The organism is Pseudoxanthomonas sp. 97-1-1, from assembly GCF_057773125.1.
In genome coordinates this window covers 881,717-901,118 of record NZ_JBYMTJ010000001.1, presented here as the reverse complement: position 1 = coordinate 901,118, position 19,402 = coordinate 881,717, and the positions used below count along the sequence as shown (strand labels likewise).

Genomic DNA, 19,402 nt, shown 5'->3' with positions numbered 1-19,402 from the left:
TCGCGACCGGCATCGCCCCTGCAGAACGCAGTCGTTACGCCAGCAGGCTACGCGCCTTCTTCAGGGCGGCAATGAAACGCTCCACTTCCTCGTGCGTGTTGTAGAACGCGAACGATGCCCGCAGCGTGGCCGCCACCCCGTAGAACTGCAGCAGCGGATGGGCGCAGTGCTGGCCGGAACGGACCGCGACGCCCTCCAGGTCCAGCAGCGTGGCCAGGTCGTGTGCGTGCGCGCCTTCGATCAGGAACGAGATCACTGCCGCCTTGTCCGGCGCGCGGCCGAAGATGCGCAGGCCGTCGATCCTGTCCAGCTCCTCGGTGGCGTGCGCCAGCAAGTCCGCTTCGCGTGTTTCGACATGCGCCATGCCCAATGCATCGAGGTAGTCCACGGCCGCACCCAGGCCGATGAAGCCGGCGATGTTGGGCGTACCGGCTTCGAACTTGTGCGGCGCGTCGTTGAAGACGGTGCCGTCGAAGCTGACTTCCTTGATCATCTCGCCGCCACCGATAAAGGGCGGCATGGCCTGCAGGTGTTCCTTGCGTGCCCACAGCGCCCCGGTGCCGGTGGGGCCGCACATCTTGTGACCAGTCAATGCATAGAAGTCGCAACCGATAGCCGCGACGTCCACCGCTCGATGCGGAACCGCCTGCGAGCCGTCCACGACGGTGACGATGCCGCGCTTGCGGGCTTCGCGGCAGATCTCGCGAACGGGATTCACCGTGCCCAGCACGTTGGAAGTGTGGGCGATGGCCAGCAGCTTCACGTCGCCGGTCATGGCGGCGTGCAGGGCATCCAGGTCCAGCGTGCCGTCTTCGCGGATCTCCGCGACCTTCACTGTCGCCCCGGTGCGCTGGGCAACCAGCTGCCAGGGCACGATGTTGGCGTGGTGCTCCATGCGCGAGACCAGGATCGTGTCGCCGGCCTTCAGGCGCGGCAACGCCCACGAGTACGCGACCAGATTGATCGCGAACGTGGTGCCGCTGCACAGCACCAGTTCGTCCGGGCGCACGTTGAGGAAGCGCGCAAGTTTCTTGCGCGCGCCTTCATAGGCCTCGGTCGCCTCGGTGCCGAGCGTGTGCACGGCGCGGCTGACGTTGGCGTTGTGCTGGCGGTAGAACGCGTCGACGGTCTCGATGACCAAGGCGGGCTTCTGGCCGGTGTTGGCGCTGTCCAGGTAGACCAGCGGCTTGCCGTTGACCTGGCGCGTCAGCAAGGGGAAATCGGCGCGGACCTGATCCCAGTCGACGCCGGTTTCCGCCGCAGGCGCCTGGACGGTCTCGCGGTTCATGCCGCGCCCAAGGTCGCCAGCGCCGCATCGACGCGCGCCACCAGCAGTTCGCGCAGGCCCGCGTCCTGGATGACGGACAGCGGTTCGCGGCAGAACGCGGCCGTCAGCAGTTGCTGCGCTTCCGGCGCAGACAGGCCGCGGGAGCGCAGGTAGAAGAGTGCATTGGCTTCCAGTTGGCCGACGGTGGCGCCGTGCGCCGCCTTGACTTCGTCGGCATGGATCTCGAGCACCGGCTGGGTGTCGATCTCCGCGTTGTCGGAGAGCAGCAGGTTCTTGTTCGACAGCGCCGCGTCGGTGCCGTCCGCACCCTCGCGGATCAGGATGCCGCCGTGGAAAACCACGCGGCCGCGGCCCGCACCCAGGCCGCGCCACGTCAGCTCGCAGGCGGTATCGCGGGCGATGTGGTCGATGCCCAGGCGCGTGTCCACATGGCGGCGACCATGCGCCAGCAGCACACCGTTGGCGATCAGGCGTGCGCTGTCGCCTTCGAGGCGGACGTTCAGTTCATGGCGCGACAGGCCGCCATCGAGTTCCAGGTCCACGCGACGGTATTCGGTGTCACGGGCCAGCACCGCGTCGGTGCGCAGCAGCGTGGTAGCGCGCGCGCTCTCGGCTTCGACGCGCGCATGGGTGAGGCGTGCTCCCTGCGCCAGGTGCACATGACTCAGGGCGTTGATGAGGTGCGCGTGCGTGCCGATGGCGACATGGTGCTCGACCACGGTCAGGGCAGCGCCGGCACGCAGCTCGATCAGGTTGCGCAGATGCCAGGCGCGCTCAGCGCCATCCTCGGCACCGATGAAGACCAGGTGCAAGGGCTGATCGCTGCTGGCATCCGCTTCGGCACGCAGGAGAACGCCTTCGGTGGCCAGCGCGGCGTTGAGGCGGGCGAACACTTCGTCGCCGCGCTCGAAGCGGCGCTGCAGGAAACGCGCGGCGTCACCGCCTTCGGCGAGGGCTTCGGACAGCAGCTGCAGGCTGACACCGTCGGGCAGGTCGGCGGTCAGCGACAGCGCGACGGAATAGCGGCCGTTGACGAACACCGCACGCGGTGCGGGGATGTCGGCCAGCAGCATCGGGTCCACGGTGGGTGCGGCGTCCACGCTGGCGAAGCTGCGGCGCTCCAGCTGGCGCAACGACGTGTACTTCCACGCTTCCGCGCGCGGCCCGGGCAGGCCATCGCGCAGGGCTTCGTCCAGTACGGCGCGGCGCGCCGCGTCGCCGTTGAAGCCGGCCGACAGGGAATCCAGCAGCGCGCTCATCAGGCGACCTTCTCCGGTGCCACGCGGTCCTTGATCCACGCGTAACCGTGCTCTTCGAGTTCCAGTGCCAGTTCCGGGCCGCCGGATTCGACGATGCGCCCATTGGCGAGCACATGCACGACGTCGGGCTTGATGTAGTCGAGCAGGCGCTGGTAGTGAGTGATGACCAGGAAGGCGCGGTCGGGCGAACGTAACGCATTGACGCCCTCGGCGACGTTCTTCAGCGCGTCGATGTCCAGGCCGCTGTCGGTCTCGTCGAGGATCGCGAGCTTGGGTTCGAGTACGGCCAGCTGGAAGATCTCGTTGCGCTTCTTCTCGCCACCGCTGAAGCCTTCGTTGACACCCCGGTGCAGCAGTTCGTCCTTCAGGTGCAGCACGGCCAGTTTCTCGCGCACCAGCTTGAGGAACTGCATGGAATCCAGTTCGGCCTCTCCACGCGCCTTGCGCTGGGCATTGAGCGCGGCGCGCAGGAAATAGGTGTTGTTGACGCCGGGGATTTCCACCGGGTACTGGAAGGCGAGGAACACGCCGGCGGCGGCGCGCTCTTCCGGTTCCAGTTCCAGCAGCGGCTTGCCTTCGAATTCCACCGTGCCGGCGGTGACCTCATACCCTTCGCGGCCGGCAAGAATGTTGCCCAGCGTGGACTTGCCCGCGCCATTGGGGCCCATGATGGCGTGCACCTGGCCCGGCTTCACGTCGAGCGAGAGGCCTTTCAGGATTTCCTTGCCGGCGACGCTGGCGTGGAGGTTGTCGATCTTCAACATGGTGCGTTTCCAGTTTGATTTCTTGAGCCCCTCTCCCACCGGGAGAGGGGTTGGGGTGAGGGTCTGGCGGAATCGTTGGCGGTGAACCTTCCCGATTCCGCCGCACCCTCATCCGGCGCTTCGCGCCACCTTCTCCCGGCGGGAGAAGGGAGAAGCCTTATCCCACGCTGCCTTCCAGCGACACTTCCAGCAGCTTCTTCGCCTCCACCGCGAACTCCATCGGCAGTTCCCGGAAGACCTGCTTGCAGAAGCCGTCGACGATCATCGACACCGCGTCCTCCTGGCTGATGCCACGCGCGCGGCAGTAGAACATCTGGTCGTCGCTGATCTTGGAGGTAGTGGCCTCGTGTTCCAGCGTCGCCGTCGGGTTCTTCACCTCGATGTAGGGGAAGGTGTGGGCGCCACACTTCTTGCCGATCAGCAGGCTGTCGCACTGGGTGTGGTTGCGCGCGCCGTCGGCGTTGCGGTCCACCTTCACCAGGCCACGGTAGGTGTTCTGGCCGCGGCCGGCACTGATGCCCTTGCTGACGATCTTGCTCTTGGTGCGCTTGCCCACGTGGATCATCTTGGTGCCGGTGTCGGCCTGCTGGCGATGGTGGGTGAGCGCCACCGAGTGGAATTCGCCGGTCGAGTCGTCGCCCAGCAGCACGCAGGACGGGTACTTCCAGGTGATTGCCGAACCGGTTTCCACCTGTGTCCAGGTCACTTTGCTGCGGTCGCCCCGGCATTCGGCGCGCTTGGTGACGAAGTTGTAGATGCCGCCGCGGCCTTCCTCGTCGCCCGGGTACCAGTTCTGCACGGTGCTGTACTTGATTTCGGCATCTTCCAGCGCGACCAGCTCGACCACCGCGGCGTGCAGCTGGTTCTCGTCGCGCATCGGCGCGGTGCAGCCTTCCAGGTACGAGACGTAGGCCTTGTCCTCGCAGATGATCAGCGTGCGCTCGAACTGGCCGGTATGGCCGGCATTGATGCGGAAGTAGGTGCTCAGTTCCATCGGGCAGCGGACGCCCTTGGGGATGAACACGAAGCTGCCATCGGAGAACACCGCCGAATTCAATGCGGCGAAGTAGTTGTCGCCTACCGGCACCACGCTGCCCAGGTACTGTTTGACCAGCGCCGGGTGTTCCTTGATGGCTTCGCTCATCGAGCAGAAGATCACGCCCTTCTCGGCCAGTTCCTTGCGGAAGGTGGTGCCGACGGACACGGAGTCGAACACCGCGTCCACCGCCACGCCGGCCAGCTTGGCGCGCTCGTGCAGCGGCACGCCGAGTTTGTCGTAGGTGTCCAGCAGTTCCTGCGGCACCTCATCCAGCGAGACGTACTTGGCCTTCGGTGCGGAGTAGTAGCTGATCGCCTGGAAGTCGATCGGCGCGATCTTCAGCTTGGCCCAGTGCGGCACCGGCATGGTCAGCCAGTGGCGGTAGGCCGCCAGCCGCCACTCGGTCATCCACTCGGGTTCTTCCTTCTTCGCGGAGAGGGCGCGCACCACGTCCTCGCCGAGGCCGGGCGGCAGCGAATCGGATTCGATGTCGGTGATGAAGCCGGCGTCGTAGCGACGTCCCAGCTGTTCCAGGATTTCAGCGTTCTCGGTGGCCATCGGGCTGCCTACGGTTCAACGGGTCGCGACCCGCACGGCGATGGGGCGCCTGCGCGTGTCGTCGGAAGAGGAGGGGGGAGGGGTGATCATCTGGGCCAGGGTGAAGCCGCGCAGCGCGTCGGCCACCACATCGTTGATCAGGCGCCAGTTGGCGCGCGCGCCGCACTGGTGGGCGATGCCGCACTGGCTTTCGCTCTGGCTGCATTCGGTCATGGCCAACGGACCTTCCATGGCCTCGACGATTTCCACCAGGCTGATGTCGGCCGCGTCGCGGCTCAGGCGGTAGCCGCCGTGGACGCCACGCAGGCCTTCCACCAGCCCGGCTTGGGCGAGCGGCTTCAATACCTTGCTGACCGTGGGCGACTCCAGGCCCGAATGCTCGGCCAGGTCGGACGCACTGAGCACATCGCCCGGTCGTGCGGCGAGCACGGTCAGGACCACGGTGGCGTAGTCGGTGAGCTTGGTGACGCGGAGCATGGGGAGGGGGATCCTTAAAACGTACCGAAATTGTACGCTTTTGTCCCTCGCGGCTCAAACCTGGAGGAATTCCCCCGTTCAGGCGTGCCGGCGCGGGCTGACGAATGTCACCCGCAATGGCTGACGGCTGCGACTGATGCCGGGGGCGTCCGGTCAGGAAGATGGGCGGTGTCCACTCCTGGACGGCCTCTCTTCAAGGACAGTCGCCATGAACACGATCCACGGTCACCCCGAATCCGCTTCCTCCCGTCACGGCCTGGACCAGGGCTTCCTGTGGCGCGTGCTGCTGGCCATCGGCGGCGCCTATCTGGCGGTGAAGCTGTTCCGCGGGCTGGGCCAGCTGTTCTGGACGCTGTTCGGATTGGCCTTCGGTCTGTTCTGGATGGTCAGTGGCCGCGTGCTTCCCTGGTGAATGTGTCCATGGTGGAGGTTTTCATAGTGGAGCCCGCCAGCACCGCTCACTGGGCGGCGGCGGGCGGCGAGGGCGGCGCCGGCAGCACCATGCCGAAGTAGGGCGGCGGCGGCGTCCTGCCCGGCGGCAACGCCTCCGGCGCCGGCTGTCCTGCAGCGCCGAGGGCGTGCACGAAACGGTAGATCGCGCGGCGGTCCTCTTCACTCATGTCGCGCACGGCGAAGTCCGGCATGATCGGGCGGGTGCGCAGGTTGGCGCTGTATTCCAGCCATTGCGCCTCGGTCAGCTGCTGCATGCGCAGGCGCAGGTTGCTGGCGTAGGTTGTGCCCCAGGGGCCGTGGAAACCCATCGGCGAACCCACCAGCCATCCCGCCTTGTCGACCTTGCCGCCCGATTCGGCATAGCCCGGGGTGTGGCAATCGTTGCAGCCGGCGATGCGGACCAGGTATTCGCCGCGCGCGAGCAGATCGCCTCCCGTCGCTGAGGCGGACGCCGGCGGCAGGCTCGCGACAGCGCGTGGCCCGGCAGGTTGGCACGCGGCCAGGAACAACAGCGAGACGGGCATCAGCAGGGCACGGACAGGGCGCATGGCGAGGACAAATCGAAGGGAACCGGGCAAGGAACGCACCGCCCCGTGGGGACCGGCCATGTGTCGCGATGCCGTTCAGCGGCATGGAAGGTGGGAAACGCGGCGGCATTGGGCGAGAATCCCCCCTCCGCACTCCACTGCCTCCCTGGACACCGCATGCCCCGCAAGATCGAAGCCCGCCAATCCGACATCCATGGCAACGGCGTGTTCGCCATCGCCCCGATCGAGAAGGGCGAGCGCGTGGTGGAATACAAGGGCAAGCGCCGCACGCATGACGAAGTGGACGCCGACGACACCGGCGACGCGGATTCGGGCCATACGTTCCTGTTCACGCTCAACGATGATTACGTCATCGACGCGAACCACAAGGGCAACAAGGCGCGCTGGATCAACCACAGCTGCGACCCCAACTGCGAAGCCGTGATCGAAGAGCACGACGGCAAGAACCGCAAGAAGGACAAGGTCTTCATCGAGGCGATCCGCGCGATCAAGCCCGGCGAGGAGCTGACCTACAACTACGGCATCACCCTGTCCGAACCGCACACCGCGCGCCTGAAGAAGATCTGGGCCTGCCGCTGCGGCAGCAAGAAGTGCACGGGCACGATGCTGCAACCCAAGAAGGGTCGCTGATCCCCATCAGGCACGGATGCCGCGGAAGGCCGAACGGTTGAAATGACCGAAGGCAGGTGTCGCGCGCGCGTCCCGCCGCTAACGTGCGCGCACCGGACCACCACCCAGCCTCCATGACCCTGCCACGACTGATCGGCCTGCTTGCCCTGGCCCTGCCCTGCGCCGCCGTCCATGCCGTCGAGATCGACGGCCGCGTCGATCCTGCCGAATGGCAGGGTGCCCGCCACGTCACCGACTTCCGCAAGACCCAGCCGCTGACCGGCGAGCCGGGTTCGTTGCCCACTGAGGCCTGGATACTGGCCACGCCGGACGGCCTGGCCATCGCGTTCCGCAACACGCACCCTGCCGGCGTGCCACGCACGCGGCAGAGGGTGCAGCGCGATTTCGACGAACAGGTCGACCGCGTCAACGCGTTCATCGATTTCGACGGGGATGGGCGCACCGGCTATGCATTCACCGTCAGCTCCACCGGGGGCATTGCCGACGAGGTCATCACCAACGAAAACCAGTTCAACAGCGACTGGGACGGCCAGTGGCGGCATGCCGTGGGCGAAGACGAACAGGGCTGGAGCGTCGAACTGCTGATCCCGTGGCATACCGCGCCGATGCGCGATGGCACCGACGGACAGCGCACGCTGAAAGTGTTCCTGGCGCGCGTGATCGGCGTGACCGGCGAGCGCATGGCCTGGCCGAGCGCCAGCTTCGAGCGCCCGCGCTTCATGTCCGATTTCGCGTCCGTCACCGTGCCGCGTTACGACCAGTCGCTGCTGGCGTTGACGCCGTATGTGTCGGGCCTGTACGACAACGTAGGCCGGCGCAGCGACTTCAACGGTGGTGCGGACGTGTTCTGGAAGCCCAACGGCCGCTTCCAGCTCACCGCCACGGTGAACCCGGACTTCGGTCAGGTGGAGGCGGACGACCTGGTGGTGAATTTCAGCGCCACCGAGACCTTCATCAGCGACAAGCGGCCGTTCTTCACCGAGAACCAGGGCATTTTCGAGCTGACCACGCCGTCGGACGACAGCCAGCAGCTGTATACGCGTCGCGTGGGCAGCACGGGCGACATCACGGCGGCGCTGAAGTTGAACGGCAGCCTGGGCAAGGCGAACTACGGCCTGTTCTCGGCCGACGAGGATGGCCAGTACGGAAGGAGCTTCCACGCGCTGCGCGTGGTGCGCGATTTCGAAAAGCAGAATCTCGGCGCGATGCTGACCCGCGTGGAGCAGGACGCCACCGACCGTGAGGCCACGGTGCTGGGCGTGGACCACAACTGGCGGCCGACGGCGCGCTGGAACATCCGCAGTCGCCTGCTGGGCAGCCGCATCGACCAGGCCGGGGATCGTGTGCAGGACCTCGGTGCGACGGTGTGGGCCGACTACGAAATGGACGACGGCTGGCGCCAGCAGTGGATCGCCATGCACTTCGGCAACGACCTGCAGATCAACGACTTCGGCTATCTCTCGCGCAACAGCACCAACTACCTGCACTGGGAAGTCCGCAAGCGGTTCACCGGGTTGCCCGATGCCTCGCGCTATGCCTCCAAGGACTGGCGCTGGCGGGTGAGCAGCAGCCACAACAACCACGGCGACAAGCTCAACGACCAGTTCCGGATGAGCCGCGAGGGCCAGCTGCGCAACGGCAGTTACGAATACGCCCAGATCAACGTCAACAGCGCGGGCCTGAGTGACCTGCTGCTGCGTGGCAACGGGGTGGTGCGGCTGCCGGCGAACTTCAATACGTACTTCGAGTTCGAGCGGCCGCGAAAGGGCGACTGGGCGCACGAGACGGAGCTGGAAACCTTCACCGGCGGCCTGGCGGGCAACCGCAAGCTGGGTGCGGGTGCCGGGTACACCGCCACCTACTTCATCAGTGATGCCTTCAGCATCTACGCCGGCGGCTATGCGCTGTACACCCCCGATTGGCTGGTGTGGCAACGCGAGGATCTGGTGGGCGGCTTCAAGCGACGGCAGTTCGACCTCAGTGCCGGCCTGGACTGGGTGGTCGATGACCGCCACGAACTGCGGGTGAAAATGCAGGCTATCGCGCTGGACGCGCGCGTGCAGGATGCCTGGCGTTTCGATCCGCAGGGCTACGCGCTGGCGGCGACCGACACGGTGGAGGATTTCAGCGTGCGCAACCTGGGGTTCCAGGTGCGCTACCGCTACGAGCTGGCGCCGCTGTCGTACCTGTACGTGGTCTATGCCCGCGGTGGCTACGAGCAGCGCACCGGCACCGAAGGGGTGGAGGACCTGCTGCAGGACAGCTTCCGCCTGCGTGACGACGAGCAGCTGGTGGTGAAGCTGAGTTACCGCTTCGAGATCTGAAGGCGTCGTCTTCGGTTGGCGCGCTCCAAGGCTTGCAGTCGTGTCTCCGGCTCCTGCCCACGGACCTCCGTCAGGCCGGGCTCACGGCGTCGCGGACGGTGCCAGCCGCAACTCCACGTGGCCGTCGTTGATCCGCAGCGGGTCCGCGCCCAACGGACCGGGGGCCTGCGCCAGATCCTCTTCGGTGAGCGTGTAGAGCGGCCGGGTGCGGGCGTACTCGCCGATCAGCTCCTGCAGGACCTCGCGCGATCCGCCGGGCAGGCCGCGACCGGCGGCGCCGGTGCCCAGGTGTTCGATCCGCGGATCCACAAGGTGCAGGCCGCGGGTGCCGGGGTCGTAGCGCAGTCCGCTGCTGACCACCACGTTGCCATTCTCCAGGCGCTCGCCCGTGGCCAGCGCGATGTCGTAGTCCATCTGCAGCGTCAAGCGCTCACCGGGCGAGGGAATGCTGACATCGGGATCGCTGAGGGTGAGCGATGCGAAGCCCTCCAGCAACGACTGTTCCATCGGGAAACCGGCGCGCGCCGCCGTTTGCAGCTGGGCGGCGTTGAAGCGCAGCACGTTGCCGGTATCGGCCATGGCGATGGCGGACAGGGGCAGCAGCAGGGCGAGCAGTGCGACGCGCGAGAGCAGGTTCTTCATCGGAATCCCTTATTGCAGGTGAATGACCACGCGGCCGTCTTCGATCAACGTGCTGCCGATCCGCTTGCTGGCCGGCAGGCGCCGCAAGGTGTCGCTGTCGATCCGGTAGACCGGTTCGGAGCGGGCGTATTCGGCCAGCACGGTGTTGACCAGCTGGCGCGTGCCGCCGGACATCAGTGAGCCGGAACCGGGCACGTCGACGGACAGGATCTCGGGGTTGTCCAGATGCAGGCCCCGGGTGGCGGGGTCGTAGCGCAGGCGACTGGCCAGTGCGAAATGGCCGCGGCTGACATCGCGTGCGCCCAGTGCGCTCACCCCGATGTCGAAATCCAGGCGCAGGCGATCGTCGCCCGACGGAATGCTGAGGCGCGGATTGGTGAGCGTGGCCGATACCAGCCCGCCCAGCTTGTCGAATTCGCGCGGGAAGCTGTGGTTGAGGTAGCGCTGCAGCTGCGGCTGGGTGAAGTTGATCTGGTTGCCCAGCAGGCCGGTGACCGTGTTGAGGGTCTCGCAGCCGGCAAGGGCGAGCGTGGCGGTCGCGGCGAGGGTCGCGACCAGAAAGCGTCGGCGTGTACGCATGGAAAGCTCCGTGACGTGTCGGCGCACCTTAGCCGGGGCCGCCTGTCCGACGCCTAACCGGCCAGCGCCGGGTCCCGCATGAACTGGCGCTTGCGTTCCGGGGTGTAGCGCCACCACGGCAGCGGCGCGCTTCCCTGCATGAAGTGCACGGCAGCGATGAAGCAGTCGCACAGGCACGGATCGTGGCGCTGCCCGGTGGTTTCGTTCACACGCCGGTAGAGCACGTAAGGGTCCTGGTGGGCAAGGTCCTGCGGCAGGGTGATACCGATGCCGCGCAGGTCCCCGGCAATGGAGGGCCCGATGTTGGGGATATCCTCGAGTACCAGGGCGTCATCGGCGTGGCGTGCTTTCATTGCGGCAGGCTAGCGCGGGATGGGCGGCATGTCAGCCCGCATCCCGGCCGCGCTCCTTGAGCGATGCGATGAACTCGCCCATGTGCGGGCGCAGTGGCGCGAACAGGTCGTCCGTGTCCTTGCGGTGGTCCAGCATCAGGCCGCTCAGCAGCTTGGTGCCGACCACCAGCGCGGCGCGCTCGTCGCCGCTGAGGCCGCGCTGGCGCTGGAGTTTCTCGAGGATGCGCATCCAGTCGTCATGACAGGCATGTTCGAACTCGATGGTGCAACGGCCGTTGCATTGCAGGCCATCGTCTTCGATGGGCGTGACGGTGATGCGGTAGCGGTGGGTGTTGTTGGGCATGGCGGCAGGCGCGGGACGCGCGATGGGGACCAGACCCAAGATAGGCCCGTGGCCGCGGTGGAACGAGGGGCGCCGTCGCGATGGACTGTTCTGCCGGACGGCGTCGTTCAGTCAACGCGGGCGCGTGTCCGCAGCAGCCTTGAACAGCGGCAGCGGATCGTAGGCGCCCTGCCCGCCATAGATGCCGTAGTGCAGGTGCGGCGGTGTGCCCTGCGCGTTGCCGGTCGTACCGACGTAACCCAGCACATCGCCGGGCTGGATCACTTGGCCGGTGGACAGGTCGTCGGCCCAGGCGTCCAGGTGGGCGTAGTAGTGGCGTTCGCGGCCGGGGCCGAGCACCCAGACCTGCTTTCCGCCGAGTCCGCCGTCGCGCACCGACACCACAAGGCCACGCGTGGCGCTGATGATGGGCGTACCACGCGCTGCGAAGATGTCCACGCCCTGATGGGTGCGATCACTGCCGCGCGGGGCGCCGAACGTGTCCGCGATCTGCCGTGCACGCACGCCCTGCACGGGAACCGGGAGTTCGCTCGGCGATGTTGCACGCGAGATGTCCCACAGCATGCGCGCCGATGCCATGAACGGCCGGCCCCACGCCCAGGCGAGCAACGCGGCGAGCGCCACCACCCACAACAGCGACCATGCGATGCGTCGCAAACGGCGCGCGGCGGGTCGCATGGCACCGGTCAGGGCAGCGGGGGCGGCTGCGGCTGCGAGAGCTGGCGTTCGAGCTGGGCCTTCAGTGGAGGGTCGAGCTTCAGTTGTTTCGCCAGCTCATCCAGGTAGGCGCGTTCCATGAAACTCTGCTCGTCGGCGACCATCAGGCTGGCGAGATACATTTCGGAGGCGATTTCCGGTGTGCTGGCCGAACGCGCCACCTCGGCCGGGTCCAGTGGCTTCTCCAGTTCCGCATGCAGCCACTGCTGCAGTTCGCCATCGCTGTTGATGCGGGCGAACTCGCCCTCGATCACCTGGCGTTCGCGCGCATCGATGTGGCCATCCGCCTTTGCTGCAGCCACCAGCGCCTTCAGGATGGCCTGGCTGTGCAGTTCGGCCTGCGGCGGCGGCAGGCGATCCACGGTCTGCGGACCGGCACCGGCGGCGAATCCACCCTGTTGTTGCTTGTAGTCGCCGTAGGCGCGATACGCCATCACGCCGATCGCCGTCAGGCCGCCATAGGTGGCCAGCTTGCGCGTGGTCTTGTTCTTGCCCAGCAACAGGCCCAGCGCGCCGCCGGTGACCGCACCCTTGCCGAAGTCGGCGTTGAGCAGACTGCCGCCGTGGGAGGATTTCAGCAGATGGTCGAGGAAGCCCTGGATCTTCATGCGTTGCGTACCCGGTTGGAGGAAGGACAGCAACTGAGTTGCGGGCGGCGCCGGACGATCACAAGGGTGACCCATGGCACGCCGCGCCGTGGTCGCGCGCTGGATGATGTGCCGCAAAAGAAAACGGGACGGCATGGCCGTCCCGTTCGGGTGACGCGAGGTGCGCAGCGATCAGGCTGCGGCGTCCTTCAGCTTCTTCAGCGGACGGACCTTGACCTTCACCGAGGCGGGCTTGGCAGCAAACCACTGCTCTTCCTTGGTGAACGGGTTGATGCCCTTGCGCTTCGGCTTGGCCGGCACGTTGACGGCGCTGATCTTCAGCAGGCCCGGCAGGGTGAAGGAGCCGGCGCCCTTCTTGTTGACGGAAGCGTGCACGGCGCTTTCCAGCGAGGCCAGCACGGCGCGGACGTCCTTGGCGGCGATGGCGGTCGCTTCGGCGATGTGGGCGACGAGGCCCGACTTGCTCAGCGCTTCCTTGATCGGCTTCGGCGCGGCCGGCTTGGCGGCGGCCTTCGGTGCAGCTTTCTTGGCGGCCTTCTTCGGCGCGGCCTTCTTGGTGCTCTTTGCCATGTGTCCTGTCTCTACTGTCGAGTGGTTGGGTAATCGGGCCGATCGCATCGGCAAGCGAAATGTAGGGCAAAGAATTCGCGCCGCCAAGGGCAGGAAGGCCCCAAAACGCCTTTTTCTTCGGTTTTTTTCTGTTTTCTTTGGTCTGGCGCTCGCCGCGCGTCGGAAATGGCCGGATATGACGAGCAAACCGGACCGCCTGTGCGCACCGGAAGCGGCATCCATCGCGCCCCGCCGCGACCGGATGCCGCACCACAATGCACACTCACTCTTCCTCGTGCCTCGGCCGGTACGCCTCCACCAGCTTCTGCTGCACGTTGGGCGGCACGGGCTCGTAGTGGCTGAAATCCAGGCTGTATCGGCCCTGGCCTGCGGTCATCGACTTGAGTTCGGCCGCGTACCCCTCCAGTTCCGCCAACGGCACCTGCGCCTTCACCACGATCTCGCCGCGCAGCGCATCCGTTCCATTGATGCGTGCCCGCTTGCCCGCCAGGCCGCCGGTGATGTCGCCCACCTGTGCTTCCGGCACGGCGACCTCCAGATCGACGACCGGTTCGAGGACCTGTGGCCGCGCCTTGGCGATGGCGTCGAGGAAGGCTTTCTTGCCGGCAGCCACGAAGGCGACTTCCTTGCTGTCCACCGCGTGGTGCTTGCCGTCGTGGACGATCACCCGGATGTCCTGCAGCGGATAGCCGGCCAGCGCGCCACTGCCGAGCACCTGGCGCACGCCTTTCTCCACGGCCGGCAGGAACTGTCCGGGAATGGTGCCGCCCTTGACCTCGTCGACGAACTCGAAGCCGCCGCCGCGCGGCAAGGGTTCGATGCGCAGGAAGACTTCGCCGAACTGCCCGGCGCCGCCGGTCTGCTTCTTGTGGCGATGGTGGCCTTCCGCTTTCGCGCTGACCGTCTCGCGGTAGGCGATGCGGGGGGGTCGCGTCTTCACTTCCACGCCGTGGCGTTCCTTCAGGCGCTCCAGCATCACCCGCAGGTGCAGGTCGGACAGGCCGCGGATGACGGTCTCGTTCAACTCAGGCTGGTGTTCGACCACGAATGCAGGATCTTCCTCGGCCAGTTTCTGCAGCGCCACCGACAGCTTCTGCTCCTGGCCCTTGCTGGCGGCCTCGATGGCCAGGCCGAACATCGGCTTGGGGAAATCGATCGGCGCCAGGTGGATGTGGTCTTCGTCGTGGCTGTCGTGCAGGACGGCGTCGAAGTGCAGATCGTCCACTTTCGCCACTGCGGCGATGTCGCCGGGAATGGCCTGGTCGACTTCCACGTGGTCCTTGCCCTTCAGCTTGAACAGGTGCCCGACCTTGAACGGCTTCTTGCCGTCGTCGACGAACAACTGGGTGTCCTTCTTCAGCGTGCCCTGGTAGACACGGAAGACTCCCAGCTTGCCGACGAAGGGGTCGTTGACGATCTTGAAGACATCGGCGATGACATGCGCGCGCGCATCGGGCACGGCCTCGATGGGGTGCGGGCCGCTGCCGTTGAGCTTCACGAACGGGGGCGGGTTGGCTTCGGCGGGATTCGGAAACAGGCGCTCGGCCACGTCCAGCAGTTCCTTCACGCCCACGCCGGTGCGCGCGGAGGCGAAGCACACCGGCACCAGATGCCCTTCGCGCAGGCACTGCTCGAAGGCATCGTGCAGCTCCTCGCCGGACAGTCCGCCTTCGCCCAGATCCAGGTAGTGCTCCATCACCGTCTCGTTGATCTCCACGACCTGGTCGATGATCTTCTGGTGCCAGTCGACGACGGGACCGAGATCGGAGTCGCCCTGGGCCTGGCCGTAGCAGTCGATCACCGCCTTGCCGCCATCCGCCGGCAGGTTGAGCGGCAGCAGTTCGGGGCCGAATTCCTCGCGCAACGCTGCAAGCACGCCGGCACAGTCGGCGCCTTCGTGGTCGATCTTGTTGATGACGATGGCGCGGCAGAGGTTGCGTTCGCGTGCGCGCTCCATCAACCGGCGCGTGCCGTGCGCGATGCCGGTATCGGCATCCACCACGACCAGCACGGTTTCCACGGCGGAGAATGCCGACAGGGCGGGCCCGCGGAATTCCGGGTAGCCGGGTGTGTCGATCAGGTTGACGTGCATGCCGCCGTGATCGGTGCTGGCGATGGCGGTGTCGATGGAATGCCCGCGCGCCTTTTCGATCGGGTCATGGTCGGACACGGTGGTGCCGCGCTCGATGGTGCCTGCCACCTGGAGGGCGCCGCCGGCATGCAGCAGGGCTTCGAACAAGGTTGTTTTGCCGGCGCCGGGGTGGCCCGCCAGGGCCACGTTGCGGATCTGTTGTGTGCTGTACGACATGAGGCCGTTCCTCCCGAGGGTTGGGGTCGAAGGGCCGTCATGGCTGTCCGGGCTGAGCGCATCCCGTGAGCGGTGTCGCTCGGCGGGCGGTCATGGCGGGCGGTCAGCATCGGTGCGGCTGCCGGAGGGGTCAAGTCGCACTGCGGAACGCGGCGTGAACATCAGCGGGTGTACGCTGCGCGTCCCTTACCCGAGGAGCACGACCATGGCTTTGAAGCGTTATGCGGATGCGGTGTGGAACGGTGACCTGCAGTCCGGCAAAGGCAGCCTGAGCACGCCGCAGAGCGGCTTGTTCGAGGCGCAGAACTACTCCTTCAAGACGCGCTTCGGCGACGAGAAGGGCACCAACCCGGAGGAGCTGCTGGCGGTGGCGCATGCGGGCTGCTTCAGCATGGCGCTGTCGGCGGTGCTGGGGAAGGCGGGCTTCACGCCGGACAAGATCCAGACCCGTGCCGAGGCGACGATGGAGCCTGGCATGGATCCGGGCCCGACCGTCACCGGCATCAAGCTGACCGTATCGGCCAGCGTGCCGGGGATCAGCGCGGCGCAGTTCGAGGAGATCGCCCAGCAGGCGAAGGCGGGCTGCGTGATCTCGCGCGCACTGTCGGTGCCGGTGTCGCTGGAGGCCACGCTGCTTTGACGGCCGTGAGGGCTGCGCTGCTGGTGCATGGCGCCGGTGGCGGTGGCTGGGAATGGAACGTATGGCGTGGCGTGTTCGAGGCGGCGCGCCTCCGCGTGGAGGCGCCCGACCTTGAGCCAGTGCGCGGCGGACTGGCCGCGACGCGCCTGGAGGACTACCAGGCCCAGGTCTGCGCCGCGCTCGCAGGCCTGCCTCGGCCACGCGCGCTGGTCGGGGCGAGCCTCGGCTGCCTGCTGGCCCTGGGCGCTGCAGCGGACGCGGATGCCGTGGTGCTGGTCAATCCGTTGCCGCCTGCGCCGTGGCACGCCGGATTGCCCGCGCGCGACTGGCCCCATGTGGTGCCGTGGCGGCGCGATGCCCGGCTTGCCGGCACGCGCAGGGCGTTGCCCGGGACGGATGAGGCCACCGCGCTGTTCGCTTTCCGGCATTGGCGCGACGAATCCGGCGCGGTCCTGCGCGCGGCGCAGGGCGGTGTCGCACGGGCGCGTCCCGCGTGCCCGACGTTGTGCGTGGTGTCGCGACACGACGAAGACGTACCGCCGGAGACGGCCCGCGCCATGGCCGACGCCTGGGGCGCGGAAACATTGCAAACGCTTTCGGATTCGCACGTCGGGCCGCTGCTCGGGCGTGAGGCTGCCGGCATCGCCGCGCAAGCTGTCGAATGGCTAAACCGTGCATCGCCCGCCGCCTGAGTTCAGCCATGTTTCACCCGTCGCGCCCGAGCATGCCGGCACGCCACCCCGGCGTGGGGAGTACCCGACATGAAGCGTCTATCCGCCGCCGTGCTGGCCATCGGCCTGCTGACCACGGGCATGGCGTCCGCGCAATCCTCGCGCTACTACGGCACCGAAGACCGTGACGGCGAGCAGCCCTATTACGACTATGCCCGCGTAATCCGGGTGGATCCCGTCATCGACAGTGGGTACCGAAGCACCGGCGGTGGTGAACGATGCTATTACCGCGACGCCGACGACGTGTATGCGCGCGATGTCCGTCGCGACGATGTATACGACAACGGTGACTACCGTGACGTCTATGGACAGGACCGCTATGGCGACGACCGTCGCGACCCTGCCGGCGGCAACGGCTCGGGCCGCACCGTGGCCACGGTGATCGGCGGCATTGCCGGCGCGGTGCTCGGCAGCAAGGTGGGGGACGGCAGTGGCCGCTACGTCGGTACCGCCGTCGGTTCGATGGTCGGTGGCATGGCGGGCCGTTCCATCTACGACAGCGCCCAGCGCGATCGCCAGGTGCAGCGCGGCCGGGTACGGGTCTGCGATCCGGTACCGGTGAGCGACGGGCGCTACGGTGACGATTACTACGGCGACGGACGCGTCAACGGTTACGACGTGACCTACGAGTACGCCAACCGCACCTACCGGACGCGCACGGACCATCATCCCGGCGACCGCATCCGCATCCGCGTGGATGTCCGCCCCGAATGAGCGTGCAGGCGTGTCCGCTCAGCGGATGCATCGCCCGGCAACGCAAATCAGTCGAAAACCGGAGGGGCCGCAAGGCCCCTCTTCCGTATCCGGGTTGCCGCAGTGCGCGCGAGACCGCATAGTCCGGCCGGTCACCAAACGGGGAGCGGGGCATGCGGCGTCTGGCATTGGGAATCGGATGTGTCCTGGCGCTGGCAGGTGCCGCGCAGGCGCAGGTGCAGGTATTGACGGCGACGCGCGTGCATACCTCCGATCCGGACCGCCCTGTTGTTGAGGCGCTGGCATGGGACGCCACGGGCCGCGTCCTGGCGGTGGGCGATGCCAAGGCGTTGCTCGCGCGGTATCCCGATGCGAAGCGCGTCGATGCGACCGGCAAGACCGTCATCCCCGGCCTGATCGACGCGCACGGCCATGTGATGGGGCTGGGCTATGCGCTGATGCGTGTCGATCTGGTCGATGCACGCGACAAGGCCGAGGTGATCGCGCGCCTGCGCGCGTACGAGAAACAGCTTCCACCCAACGCATGGCTGCTTGGCAGCGGCTGGGACCAGAACGACTGGCCGGAGAAGGCATTCCCGACAGCCGCCGACCTGGATGCGGCCTTCCCCGAGCGTCCCGTCTGGCTCGAGCGCGTGGATGGCCATGCCGGCTGGGCGAACAGCGCGGCGCTGCGCGCGGCGGCGGCCAAAACGGTGCGTCCGCTGGAAGGCGACTGGCAGCCGGACGGTGGGCGCATCGAGCGCATCGAGGGCAAGCCGAGCGGGGTGTTCGTGGATGCCGCGATGTCGCTGGTCCACGCCGTCGTTCCCGCGCCCGATACCGCGTACCGCCAACAGGCATTGGAGCAGGCGTTGCAGGCCGCAGTGCGCAATGGCCTGACCGGTGTGCACGACATGGGCGTGTCGCGCGAGGACCTGGCGCTGATGGTGCAGTTCGCCGATGAACAACGCCTGCCGCTGCGCATCGACGCGTATGCGGATGGGGATGGCGCCGCGCTTGCAGATCTTTGCGCGCGCGGCCCGTACGGCCATGCGGGTGGCCGACTGCAGATGCGCGGCGTGAAACTGTATGCCGATGGCGCGCTGGGCAGCCGCGGCGCTGCGTTGCTGGAGGACTACAGCGACGATCCCGGCAATCGCGGCCTGCTGGTGACCGAACCCGGCGCGCTGGAAGCCGCGATGCGCAAGGCGCATGGCTGTGGCGTGCAGGTGGCCACGCATGCGATCGGTGACCGTGGCAATCGCCTGGTGCTGGATGCCTACCAGCGCGTACTGGGTGGCACGGCGAAGACGGACCATCGCTGGCGAATCGAGCATGCGCAGGTCGTTGCGCCGGAGGAGTTCCCGCGCTTCGCCGAGCTTGGCGTGATCGCTTCGATGCAGCCCACGCACGCCACCTCCGACATGCCATGGGCGCAGGACCGGCTGGGTCCGGTACGCATCGGGGGCGCCTATGCGTGGCAGCGCATGCAGGCCAACGGCGTGAAGCTGGCGCTGGGTTCGGATTTTCCGGTGGAATCGGTCGACCCGCGGCGGGGTCTGCACGCGGCGGTGACACGGCAGGATGCGCACGGTCATCCTGCGGGCGGCTGGAGGGCGGCCGAACGCCTGAGTGCTGCGGAGGCGTTGCGGGGTTTCACCGCCGATGCCGCCTGGGCCGCGCATGACGAGCGCGACGTCGGGCGGCTCGCGCCGGGGTTCCGCGCGGACTTTGTTGTGCTGGACGAAGATCCGCTCGCGGTGCCGGGTGAGCAGCTGGATGACCTGCATGTGCGTTCGACGTGGGTCGATGGCAAACCGGTCTACGAAGTGAAGTAGACCGGCTTTCCTGTAGGAGCGACGTCAGTCGCGACCGCAT

Annotated in this window: 21 protein-coding genes; 7 read left to right on the top strand and 14 right to left on the bottom strand. The window is 67.2% G+C overall.

The genetic code is table 11. The annotated features are described in order from the left end of the window. Window positions 1-34: 34 nt before the first annotated feature. From AC3DET_RS04305 to AC3DET_RS04285, 5 genes are all read right to left on the bottom strand, one after another. Window positions 35-1,288 (bottom strand): cysteine desulfurase, encoded by a 1,254-nt coding sequence (locus AC3DET_RS04305; RefSeq protein WP_488390816.1) that lies wholly within the window; start codon window positions 1,286-1,288, stop codon window positions 35-37. Further along, window positions 1,285-2,547: a Fe-S cluster assembly protein SufD gene (gene sufD / locus AC3DET_RS04300; protein ID WP_488390815.1), complete on the bottom strand. Its 1,263-nt coding sequence runs from the start codon at window positions 2,545-2,547 to the stop codon at window positions 1,285-1,287. The genes AC3DET_RS04305 and sufD overlap by 4 nt, the downstream gene beginning before the upstream one ends. Continuing rightward, window positions 2,547-3,311, bottom strand: coding sequence for a Fe-S cluster assembly ATPase SufC (gene sufC, locus AC3DET_RS04295; protein ID WP_446537619.1), 765 nt, complete (start codon window positions 3,309-3,311; stop codon window positions 2,547-2,549). Before sufC ends, sufD begins: the two co-directional genes overlap by 1 nt. 157 nt (window positions 3,312-3,468) lie before the next feature. Then, window positions 3,469-4,908 carry a Fe-S cluster assembly protein SufB gene (sufB, locus tag AC3DET_RS04290; RefSeq protein WP_488390814.1) on the bottom strand — a complete coding sequence of 480 codons (1,440 nt, stop codon included), beginning with the start codon at window positions 4,906-4,908 and terminating at the stop codon, window positions 3,469-3,471. Window positions 4,909-4,923: 15 nt separating this feature from the next. Continuing rightward, the gene (locus AC3DET_RS04285) at window positions 4,924-5,385 is read right to left on the bottom strand and encodes an SUF system Fe-S cluster assembly regulator (protein ID WP_488390813.1); all 462 of its coding nucleotides are present in this window, start codon (window positions 5,383-5,385) and stop codon (window positions 4,924-4,926) included. Between the two features lie 208 nt (window positions 5,386-5,593). On the opposite strand from AC3DET_RS04285, the gene AC3DET_RS04280 reads away from it, so the two are divergent. Beyond that, the gene (locus tag AC3DET_RS04280) at window positions 5,594-5,797 is read left to right on the top strand and encodes a hypothetical protein (protein WP_488390812.1); all 204 of its coding nucleotides are present in this window, start codon (window positions 5,594-5,596) and stop codon (window positions 5,795-5,797) included. 46 nt (window positions 5,798-5,843) lie between these two features. Here AC3DET_RS04280 and AC3DET_RS04275 read toward each other — a convergent pair whose 3' ends face one another. Further along, window positions 5,844-6,386 (bottom strand): cytochrome C, encoded by a 543-nt coding sequence (locus AC3DET_RS04275; protein WP_488390811.1) that lies wholly within the window; start codon window positions 6,384-6,386, stop codon window positions 5,844-5,846. A gap of 156 nt (window positions 6,387-6,542) precedes the next feature. Between AC3DET_RS04275 and AC3DET_RS04270 the strand changes: the two genes are divergently transcribed. Both AC3DET_RS04270 and AC3DET_RS04265 read left to right on the top strand, forming a co-directional pair. After that, window positions 6,543-7,016 (top strand): SET domain-containing protein, encoded by a 474-nt coding sequence (locus AC3DET_RS04270; RefSeq protein ID WP_192200407.1) that lies wholly within the window; start codon window positions 6,543-6,545, stop codon window positions 7,014-7,016. Between the two features lie 113 nt (window positions 7,017-7,129). Then, window positions 7,130-9,340 (top strand): DUF5916 domain-containing protein, encoded by a 2,211-nt coding sequence (locus tag AC3DET_RS04265; protein WP_488390810.1) that lies wholly within the window; start codon window positions 7,130-7,132, stop codon window positions 9,338-9,340. An 81-nt stretch (window positions 9,341-9,421) separates the two neighbouring features. Here the strand turns inward: AC3DET_RS04265 and AC3DET_RS04260 are convergent, their stop codons facing one another. From AC3DET_RS04260 to fusA, 8 genes are all read right to left on the bottom strand, one after another. Continuing rightward, entirely contained in the window at window positions 9,422-9,982 is a 561-nt protein-coding gene (locus AC3DET_RS04260; protein ID WP_488390809.1) for a YceB family lipoprotein, read from the bottom strand. 9 nt (window positions 9,983-9,991) lie between these two features. Beyond that, window positions 9,992-10,561 (bottom strand): DUF1439 domain-containing protein, encoded by a 570-nt coding sequence (locus AC3DET_RS04255; RefSeq protein ID WP_488390808.1) that lies wholly within the window; start codon window positions 10,559-10,561, stop codon window positions 9,992-9,994. Between the two features lie 53 nt (window positions 10,562-10,614). Then, window positions 10,615-10,914, bottom strand: a complete 300-nt coding sequence (locus tag AC3DET_RS04250) for a helix-hairpin-helix domain-containing protein (protein ID WP_488390807.1) — start codon at window positions 10,912-10,914, stop codon at window positions 10,615-10,617. A 31-nt stretch (window positions 10,915-10,945) separates the two neighbouring features. Then, complete coding sequence (locus AC3DET_RS04245) at window positions 10,946-11,257, bottom strand: DUF3861 domain-containing protein (protein WP_192200412.1); 312 nt, start codon at window positions 11,255-11,257, stop codon at window positions 10,946-10,948. Window positions 11,258-11,368: 111 nt separating this feature from the next. Beyond that, the gene (locus AC3DET_RS04240; protein ID WP_488390806.1) at window positions 11,369-11,935 is read right to left on the bottom strand and encodes a M23 family metallopeptidase; all 567 of its coding nucleotides are present in this window, start codon (window positions 11,933-11,935) and stop codon (window positions 11,369-11,371) included. An 8-nt stretch (window positions 11,936-11,943) separates the two neighbouring features. Next, window positions 11,944-12,582 carry a tellurite resistance TerB family protein gene (locus AC3DET_RS04235; protein WP_446537611.1) on the bottom strand — a complete coding sequence of 213 codons (639 nt, stop codon included), beginning with the start codon at window positions 12,580-12,582 and terminating at the stop codon, window positions 11,944-11,946. Window positions 12,583-12,753: 171 nt separating this feature from the next. After that, window positions 12,754-13,152: an HU family DNA-binding protein gene (locus AC3DET_RS04230; RefSeq protein WP_142123653.1), complete on the bottom strand. Its 399-nt coding sequence runs from the start codon at window positions 13,150-13,152 to the stop codon at window positions 12,754-12,756. A gap of 262 nt (window positions 13,153-13,414) precedes the next feature. Further along, window positions 13,415-15,460 (bottom strand): elongation factor G, encoded by a 2,046-nt coding sequence (gene fusA, locus AC3DET_RS04225; RefSeq protein ID WP_488390805.1) that lies wholly within the window; start codon window positions 15,458-15,460, stop codon window positions 13,415-13,417. Window positions 15,461-15,665: 205 nt separating this feature from the next. Between fusA and AC3DET_RS04220 the strand changes: the two genes are divergently transcribed. The 4 genes from AC3DET_RS04220 (at window position 15,666) to AC3DET_RS04205 (ending at window position 19,362) form a co-directional block, all read left to right on the top strand. Next, window positions 15,666-16,100 carry an OsmC family protein gene (locus AC3DET_RS04220; protein ID WP_185741982.1) on the top strand — a complete coding sequence of 145 codons (435 nt, stop codon included), beginning with the start codon at window positions 15,666-15,668 and terminating at the stop codon, window positions 16,098-16,100. Between the two features lie 5 nt (window positions 16,101-16,105). Beyond that, complete coding sequence (locus tag AC3DET_RS04215; RefSeq protein WP_488390804.1) at window positions 16,106-16,792, top strand: alpha/beta fold hydrolase; 687 nt, start codon at window positions 16,106-16,108, stop codon at window positions 16,790-16,792. A gap of 69 nt (window positions 16,793-16,861) precedes the next feature. Further along, window positions 16,862-17,545 carry a glycine zipper 2TM domain-containing protein gene (locus AC3DET_RS04210; protein WP_488390803.1) on the top strand — a complete coding sequence of 228 codons (684 nt, stop codon included), beginning with the start codon at window positions 16,862-16,864 and terminating at the stop codon, window positions 17,543-17,545. Window positions 17,546-17,697: 152 nt separating this feature from the next. Further along, window positions 17,698-19,362 carry an amidohydrolase gene (locus AC3DET_RS04205; protein WP_488390802.1) on the top strand — a complete coding sequence of 555 codons (1,665 nt, stop codon included), beginning with the start codon at window positions 17,698-17,700 and terminating at the stop codon, window positions 19,360-19,362. Window positions 19,363-19,402 lie beyond the last annotated feature (40 nt).